This is a genomic window from Streptomyces sp. SID11385 (genome assembly GCF_010548245.1).
Lineage (GTDB): Bacteria > Actinomycetota > Actinomycetes > Streptomycetales > Streptomycetaceae > Streptomyces.
Window position 1 is genome coordinate 1 of the sequence record NZ_JAAGLR010000734.1, and the last position, 8,120, is coordinate 8,120.

Consider the following 8,120-nt stretch of genomic DNA (forward strand, 5'->3'; position numbering starts at 1 on the left):
TCGCCCGCTGCCGCGCCGAGGGCGCCCGCCGCCTCACGCTGCGCGTGCTCGGCCACAACACCCCCGCCCGGCGCCTCTACGAGAGCGAGGGCTTCGCCGTCGAAGGCGTCCTGCCGGAGGAGATGTACCTCGACGGCGTGTACGTCGACGATGTCCTCATGGGCCGCGCGGTACACCCCGAGGAGTGACGCCGGGCCCACCCGGCGTGCGGCGCGGGCGGCACCGTACGAGGGTGGGACCCGCGCCGTACGAACACGGGGCGAGCGGTCCGGATCGACAGCGGGCCCGGAGGGAGCACACCCGATGCAGGGGCCGGAGCCCGTCAAGACGAGCCGCGGCGAGAACCGGCCCTGGCGGGTCGCGGTCGCGGCGCGCGCCGTGCTGCGCCGCCAGGACCGCACCGACGACCCGCTGCGCGTGGCACGCCCGTCCAGGTGGCTGCGGTGGCTCCCCGTCTACCTGCTCTTCGCGCTCGGCCTGATCCAGGGGATCGTGGGGAACAGGTTCGAACTCGGCTTCCTCATCGGCGCGATCCCGCCGCTCGCCGCGCTCACCTACAAGGCCTTCGGCACCGCCGTCTTCGGCGGCATCGTGCTCGTCCTGCTGTGGGTGCCCGCGATCCGGCTCGGCCGCGCCGGCGACTCCGACCTCATCACCGTGGCCTTCGTCGCCGTGCTCAGCGTCGTCATCGCCTGGGCGCGGCGCCGCAGGGACGAACAACTCGTCACCGTCCGCACGGTCGCGCAGGCCGCCCAGTTCGCCGTCCTGCCCCCGCTGCCGCCCCGCGTCGGCCCCGTGCGCTGCGCGGGCCTCTACCGCGCGGCCCAGCACGGCACGCTCGTCGGCGGGGACCTCTTCGACGTCCGCCAGGGCCCGTACGGGGTGCGCGCGCTCGTCGGCGACGTCCAGGGCCACGGGCTCCAGGCCGTCGGCACGGTCGCCGCGCTGCTCGGCGCCTTCCGCGAGGCCGTGCTCGACCAGGAACGCCTCACCGGCGTGGCCGGACAGCTCGACCGCAGACTCAGCGTCGACGCCGAAGCCGTCCTCGCCGCCGGGCGCCTGGAGGGCCTTCAGGAGACCGTCTCGGAGCTGTTCGCGACCGCCGTCCTCCTCGAATTCCCGCCGGACTCCACCGAGGTACGGATCGTTTCCTGCGGACACCCGCCGCCGCTGCTCATCCACGCCGGCGGGGCCCGCGAACTCCCCGTCATCGCGGGCCCCCCGCTCGGCCTCGGCGTGCCCTCGGACGGCTACCGCACCCTCACGGTGCCGCTGCGTTCGGGGGAGTGGCTCTTCGCCTACACCGACGGCGTCACCGAGACCCGCGACCGCACCGGCACCTTCTACCCGCTCACCGAGCGCGCGGCCCGGCTGCGCACGGACGACCCGATCGCCTTCACCGACACCCTCTGGGACGACCTGCGCGCGTACGCGCGCGGCGACATCACGGACGACGTCGCGATGCTCGTCTTCGCCCCCGACCCCCCGGACCTGCCTGACCCGGTGGTGGGACCGGAGGGCGGCACGGGCTGAGGTCTCACCCCCCGTACCGCTCCCACAGCCGCGGGTACCGGGCCGACAGCTCGTCCTCGTCGTCGAGCGGGAACGGCGTGCCCTCGGGGACCTCGGGCTCGGGCGGCAGGCCGAGCGCGGGCAGCGGGGCGCCGGTGAGCTGCTCGTAGGCGTCCTCGGCCGCCTCGCCCAGCTCGCCCGCGTCCCCGTCGATCTCCTCGTCGAAGTCGGGGAGCAGCTCGGCGAGCGAGTCGGCGTCCGCGAGGCCGCCCTCGAAGACGGAGCGGCCCTGCGCGATGAGCCAGCAGCGGAAGTAGTCGAAGCTCTCCTCGTCGGCCCCCTCGGGCGCCGCGAGCAGCACGCCCGCCGCCCCCCACAGCTCCCACGTCCAGGCCCGGCGGAAGCGCACGGCGAAATGACGGGCGAAGTCGACGACCGACTCGGGGTCGAGCTGGAGCAGCCGCTCGACGACCCCCTCGGCCTGCTCCTCCGGATCGCCGTCCGCCGCCTCGCGCGCGGAGTCGATGAGCTCCCAGAACTGCGTCTCGTCCATCACCAGCACAGCATCCGCCCTCACCGCGCCCGGCGCACGCCGGACCGGGCGGGAACGTGCGTTCTGTCACGTACGCGAGGGTTGTGACGGCGGAAAAAAGGGGGAGAGAGCCGCTGGTGTCACGCCGCGGGCGACGGCACCCCGCTCAGGCCAGCTCCGCCAGGCCGCTCCGCGCGTTCAGCGCGAGCGCCCCGAAGACGGCGCCCTGCGGGTCGCTCAGCACGGTGAAGCGGCCCGAGGCGATCGTGCGGGGCGGGACGAGCACGCTTCCGCCCGCCTTGGCGCAGCGCGCGGCCGTCGCGTCGCAGTCCGCCGTCGCCACGTACACCATCCAGTGCGGGGGCACGTGCGGCGGGAAGGAGTCGTTCATGCGCAGCAGCCCGCCGAAGGGCTCGTCGTCGACGGTCCACATGCGGTAGCCGTTCTCGTCCGGGCTCGTCGTCGCCCAGCCGAGCACGGTGGCGTAGAAGTCGGTCGGCACGGCGGGATCGCGGCTCGCCAGCTCGAACCAGCAGAAGCCGCCGACCGCGTTGACGACGCCGAAACCGGGATGCGCCCGGCGCTGCCACAGGGCGAAGACCGCGCCCGCCGGGTCCGCGCACACCGCGTACCTGCCCTGGTCGAGCATGTCCGAGGGCCCCGCCGTGACCGTGCCGCCCGCGCCCTGGACGCGCGCGGTCACCGCGTCCACGCCCTCCGCCTGGAAGTACGGCAGCCAGGCGGCCGGGCGGTCGGGTCGCGCGGTCGGCGCGAAACCGCCCACGGCACGGCCGTCGTCGAGCGCGAAGAGCCCGTAACCCCCGGCGTCCCGGCCCGGCAGCTCGCTGCCCTCCCAGCCGAGGACGGACCGGTAGAAGCGGCGCGCGGCGCTCGTGTCGGGGGTCGTCAGGTCGGCCCAGCAGGGGGCCGACGGCACGTTGGCGATCTTCATGGACCGTGCTCCCGCTCCGGTCGGTGACACGGGCGGCGGCGGGGTGCGCGGGCGCCCGGGGACGAGTCCATTCACGCACGACCGGAGAAAGCGGGCAAAAGGGCGGACATGGGTACGGGGCGGGGCGCGACCCGAAGGCCGCGCCCCGCCCCGTACCGCGGGCTCAGAGGCCGTAGCGCTCGCGGGCCTCCTTGACGGCGGCCGGCTTGACCAGGCCGCGGCGGGCGAGCTGGGCGAGCGTCGCGACGACGACGGACTCGGCGTCGACGCCGAAGTAGCGGCGGGCCGCGTCACGCGTGTCGGAGATGCCGAAGCCGTCCGCGCCGAGCGAGGTCCAGTCCTGCTCGACCCACTGCGCGATCTGGTCCGGGACCTGGCGCATGTAGTCGCTCACCGCGACGACCGGGCCCGGCGCACCGGAGAGGGCGCGCGTCACGTACGGGACGCGCTCCTCGCCGCGCAGCAGCGCCTCGTCCGCCTCCATGGCGTCCCGGCGCAGCTCGCTCCACGAGGTCGCCGACCACACGTCGGAGGCGACGCCCCACTCCTCGGCGAGCAGCCGCTGCGCCTTGAGCGCCCAGTGGATCGCGGTGCCCGAGGCGAGAAGCTGGGCCCGGGGGGCCTTCTCACCGAGGCTGATCCCGGCGGTCTCGGCCGTGTTGAAGCGGTAGAGGCCCTTGAGAATGCCCTCGTCGACGCCCTCGGGCTTCGCCGGCTGGGGCATCGGCTCGTTGTAGACGGTCAGGTAGTAGAAGACGTTCGGGTCCTCGTCGGGGCGCGCCTCGCCGTACATCCGGCGCAGACCGTCCTTGACGATCGCCGCGATCTCGTAGGCGAAGGCGGGGTCGTACGTGAGCGCCGCCGGGTTCGTCGCCGCGATGGCCGGGGAGTGGCCGTCCGCGTGCTGGAGGCCCTCGCCCGTCAGGGTCGTGCGACCGGCCGTGGCGCCGACGAGGAAGCCGCGGCCGAGCTGGTCGCCGAGCTGCCACATCTGGTCGCCCGTGCGCTGCCAGCCGAACATCGAGTAGAAGATGTAGAGCGGGATCATCTGCTCGCCGTGCGTCGCGTACGACGTGGCGGCGGCGATGAAGTCCGCCATCGAACCGGCCTCGGTGATGCCCTCGTTGAGGATCTGGCCGTTCTGCGCCTCGCGGTAGTACATGAGCTGGTCGCGGTCGACCGGCTCGTACGTCTGGCCCTTGGGGGAGTAGATCCCGAGGGACGGGAAGAGCGACTCCATACCGAAGGTGCGGGCCTCGTCGGGGACGATCGGGACCCAGCGCTTGCCGGTCTCCTTGTCGCGGATGAGGTCCTTCAGGAGCCGCACGAGGGCCATCGTGGTCGCGACCGGCTGCGTGCCGGAGCCCTTGTCGAAGGCGGCGAACGCCTTGTCGGCGGGGGCGGGCAGCGGCGCGAGCGGCTGGGTGCGGCGGGCCGGGGCGAGACCGCCGAGGGCCGCGCGGCGCTCGTGCAGGTAGCGGACCTCGGGCGAGTCGGCGCCGGGGTGGCCGTAGGGCACCTGGCCGTCGACGAAGGCGGAGTCCGGGATCGGCAGGCCGAGCAGGTCCCGCATGTCCTTGAACTCGTCCACCGTGAGCTTCTTCATCTGGTGGTTGGCGTTCTTGGACTCGAAGCCCTTGCCGAGCGTGTAGCCCTTGACGGTCTGCGCGAGGATGACGGTCGGCTGACCCTTGTGGGAGAGCGCGGCGCGGTAGGCGGCGTAGACCTTGCGGGGCTCGTGGCCGCCGCGGGAGGTCTTGAAGCACTCCAGGATCTTGTCGTCGCTGAGCAGCTTGCCCAGTTCGGCGAGGGCCGGCTCGGCGCCGAAGAAGTGCTCGCGGATGTAGGCGACGTCGCGCGTCTGGTACGTCTGGAACTGCGCGTCCGGTACCTCGCGCAGGCGGCGTACGAGCGCGCCCGTGGTGTCGAGCTGGAAGAGCTCGTCCCAGGCGGAGCCCCACAGCGTCTTGACGACGTTCCAGCCGGCGCCGCGGAACTCGGCCTCCAGCTCCTGCACGATCTTGAAGTTCGCGCGGACCGGGCCGTCGAGGCGCTGGAGGTTGCAGTTGATGACGAACGTCAGGTTGTCGAGACCCTCGCGGGCCGCGAGCGTGAGGGCGGTCGTCGACTCGGGCTCGTCCATCTCGCCGTCGCCGAGGAAGGCCCACACGTGGGCGTTCGAGAGGTCCTTGAGTCCGCGGCTGGTCAGGTAGCGGTTGAAGCGCGCCTGGTAGATCGCGGAGAGCGGGCCGAGGCCCATGGAGACCGTGGGGAACTCCCACAGCCAGGGTAGGCGGCGCGGGTGCGGGTAGGACGGCAGGCCCTTGCCGCCGGCTTCCTGCCGGAAGTGGTCGAGGTGGTCCTCGGTGAGGCGGCCGTCGAGGAAGGCGCGGGCGTAGATGCCGGGCGAGGCGTGACCCTGGACGTAGACCTGGTCGCCGGAGCCGTCGCGCTCCTTGCCGTGGAAGAAGTGGTTGAAGCCGGTCTCGTAGAGCCAGGCAGCCGAGGCGAAGGTGGCGATGTGACCGCCGACGCCGTGCTTCGAGCCGCGCGTCACCATGGCCGCCGCGTTCCAGCGGTTCCACGCGGTGACGCGGGCCTCCATCTCCGGGTCGCCGTCGATCTCGGGCTCGGCGGCGGTGGGGATGGTGTTGAGGTAGTCGGTCTCAAGGAGCTTGGGCAGCGCGAGACCGTTGCCCTCTGCGCGTTCCAGCGTGCGGCGCATCAGGTACGCGGCGCGGTGCGGCCCGGCCGCCTCGGTCACGGCGTCCAGGGACGCCTGCCATTCGGCGGTCTCCTCGGGGTCGCGGTCCGGGAGCTGGTCGAGCTCGCTGGGCTGGATGCGGGTGGGGTCGGTCATGTCGCCGCCTTCCGTGTCGAAGGGGGGTGTTAAGCCCTGTGGAGGCAGGACAGGGCGCGGGACTCGGTGGAGTCCGTTGTCGACTGTAAGCCGCTGATCGATGATCGATCAAAGGCTCAGGGGGAAAAACTTGCCCGGAACGGGAAATTGGCATCCAGTGCCCGTCGAATCGGCACGGAGTGTCGCTTGACCTGGGGTGTTTTGCCGGACTCGGCGCTCGGGTGGTGGGGGCGGTGCTCAGGTGGGGGCGGCGGGTCGGCCTGTGGATAACTCGGGGGTTGCGTGGAAACCGCTCACCGGATCGGGTGAGCGGCGTGGTGGGTTTCGCCTGGTTGTCCACAGATTTCGGTGGGTGGTCGGGGGGTGGGGGCGATTTGCGGAAGACTTGTATACGGGGAGCCCCCCGGGCGGGAGGGGGCTGTTCGGGCGGGGGCTGTTCGGGCGGGGGCTGTTCGGGCCCGCCCCACACTCACGCCCGCGGCGCGCACCCCAGCACATGCGCCTTCACCAGCGGCCCAATGTGCGGGTCCCGCGCCCTGAAGGCCCGGACCAGCTGCTCGTGCTCCTCCGCGTACGACTGCTGACGGGTCCCCAGCCAGCGGATCGACAGCGCCGTGAAGACCTCGATGCCCAGCCCCTCCCACGTGTGCAGCAGCACCGCGTTCCCCGCCGCGCCGACCAGCGCGCGATGGAAGGCGACCGTGTGCCTCACCTGGCCCGTGCCGTCCGAGGCGTTGTCGGCCTCGTACAAAGCCGTCACGTGCGGCTCCAGGGCCGAGCAGTCGGTGGCGAGCCGTTCGGCGGCCAGTTCCGCCGCGATCTGTTCGAGCCCGGCCCGTACCGGATAGGACTCCTCCAGGTCGGCCGCCGTGATGTTGCGGACCCGGACCCCCTTGTTCGGCGCCGACTCGATGAGCCGCAGGCTCTCCAGCTCGCGCAGCGCCTCCCGTACCGGCGTCTGCGAGACCTCCAGCTCGACGGCGATGCGCCGCTCCACGATCCGTTCGCCCGGCTTCCAGCGACCGCTCACGATCCCTTCCACGATGTGCTCGCGGATCTGGTCACGCAGCGAATGGACGACGGGCGCGGTCATGGGGGCTCCTACGACTCCTTCGACAGGGTGTCGATACGAACCATACGGCGGCGCCCCCGCCCGGACATGGTCCGGACGGGGGCGCCGTGGGTGAGGAACCTTACAGAAAGCGGCGAGGTGCCACCCTCCGTGCTCCCCGGACCGCTGCGGTATGCACCGGTCCGGGCGGGAAGGTCACAGACCCAGCTCGACCTCGAACTCCCCGGCCTCCAGGATCGCCTTGACGGTCCCGAGGTAGCGGGCGGCGTCGGCGCCGTCCACCAGGCGGTGGTCGTAGGAGAGCGACAGGTACGTCATGTCGCGGACGCCGATGACGGTGCCCTCGGCGGTCTCGATGACGGCCGGACGCTTGACGGTCGCGCCGATGCCGAGGATCGCCACCTGGTTCGGCGGGACGATCACGGTGTCGAAGAGCGCGCCGCGCGAACCCGTGTTGCTGATCGTGAAGGTCGCGCCCGACATGTCGTCGGGGGTCAGGCCGCCACCGCGCGCCTTGCCGGCGATCTCGGCGGTCTTCTTCGCGATCCCGGCGAGGTTCAGGTCGCCCGCACCCTTGATGACCGGCGTCATCAGGCCCTTCTCGGCGTCCACGGCGATGCCGATGTTCTCCGAGTCGAAGTACGTGACGGTGCCCTCGTCCTCGTTGAGGCGGGCGTTGACGACCGGGTGGGCCTTGAGCGCCTGCGCCGCCGCCTTCACGTAGAAGGGCATCGGCGAGAGCTTGACGCCCTCCCGCGCGGCGAAGGCGTCCTTGGCCTGCGCGCGCAGCTTCATGAGCCGCGTCACGTCGACCTCGACGACCGTGGTGAGCTGCGCCTGCGAGTGCAGGGCCTTCATCATGTTGTCGCCGATGACCTTGCGCATGCGGGTCAGCTTGACGGTCTGGCCGCGCAGCGGGGAGACCTCCAGCTTCGGCGCCTGCTTGCCCGCCGGGGCGGCGGGCGCGGCGGCGGCCGGTGCCTGCTGGGCCGTGGCCTTGGCGGCCTCGGCGGCGGCGAGCACGTCCTGCTTGCGGATGCGGCCACCGACACCGGAGCCCTTGACCGCGGAGAGGTCCACGCCCTGCTCGTGGGCGAGCTTGCGCACGAGCGGGGTCACGTAGGCACCCTCGTCGCTCGCCGAAGCGGCGGGCGCGGGAGCCTGCGCGGCGGGCGCCGGAGCCTGCGCCGGG

6 protein-coding genes and 1 pseudogene are annotated in these 8,120 nt (G+C 72.5%); 2 read left to right on the forward strand and 5 right to left on the reverse strand.

Going from position 1 to position 8,120, the window contains the following annotated elements:
- A pseudogene (locus tag G3I42_RS22295) lies at window positions 1-188 on the forward strand (GNAT family N-acetyltransferase); the annotation flags it as partial.
- Between the two features lie 115 nt (window positions 189-303).
- Complete coding sequence (locus tag G3I42_RS22300) at window positions 304-1,533, forward strand: PP2C family protein-serine/threonine phosphatase (protein ID WP_164288611.1); 1,230 nt, start codon at window positions 304-306, stop codon at window positions 1,531-1,533.
- Window positions 1,534-1,537: 4 nt separating this feature from the next.
- Here G3I42_RS22300 and G3I42_RS22305 read toward each other — a convergent pair whose 3' ends face one another.
- From G3I42_RS22305 to sucB, 5 genes are all read right to left on the reverse strand, one after another.
- Window positions 1,538-2,065 (reverse strand): DUF4240 domain-containing protein, encoded by a 528-nt coding sequence (locus G3I42_RS22305; protein WP_203607161.1) that lies wholly within the window; start codon window positions 2,063-2,065, stop codon window positions 1,538-1,540.
- 145 nt (window positions 2,066-2,210) lie between these two features.
- Window positions 2,211-2,996 (reverse strand): VOC family protein, encoded by a 786-nt coding sequence (locus G3I42_RS22310; protein ID WP_164288615.1) that lies wholly within the window; start codon window positions 2,994-2,996, stop codon window positions 2,211-2,213.
- Between the two features lie 163 nt (window positions 2,997-3,159).
- Window positions 3,160-5,856 (reverse strand): pyruvate dehydrogenase (acetyl-transferring), homodimeric type, encoded by a 2,697-nt coding sequence (aceE, locus tag G3I42_RS22315; protein ID WP_164288617.1) that lies wholly within the window; start codon window positions 5,854-5,856, stop codon window positions 3,160-3,162.
- Between the two features lie 469 nt (window positions 5,857-6,325).
- Complete coding sequence (locus G3I42_RS22320) at window positions 6,326-6,949, reverse strand: GntR family transcriptional regulator (RefSeq protein WP_164288619.1); 624 nt, start codon at window positions 6,947-6,949, stop codon at window positions 6,326-6,328.
- A 174-nt stretch (window positions 6,950-7,123) separates the two neighbouring features.
- Window positions 7,124-8,120 (reverse strand): 2-oxoglutarate dehydrogenase, E2 component, dihydrolipoamide succinyltransferase (gene sucB / locus G3I42_RS22325; RefSeq protein WP_164288621.1); only part of this gene is annotated, 997 nt, incomplete at its 5' end.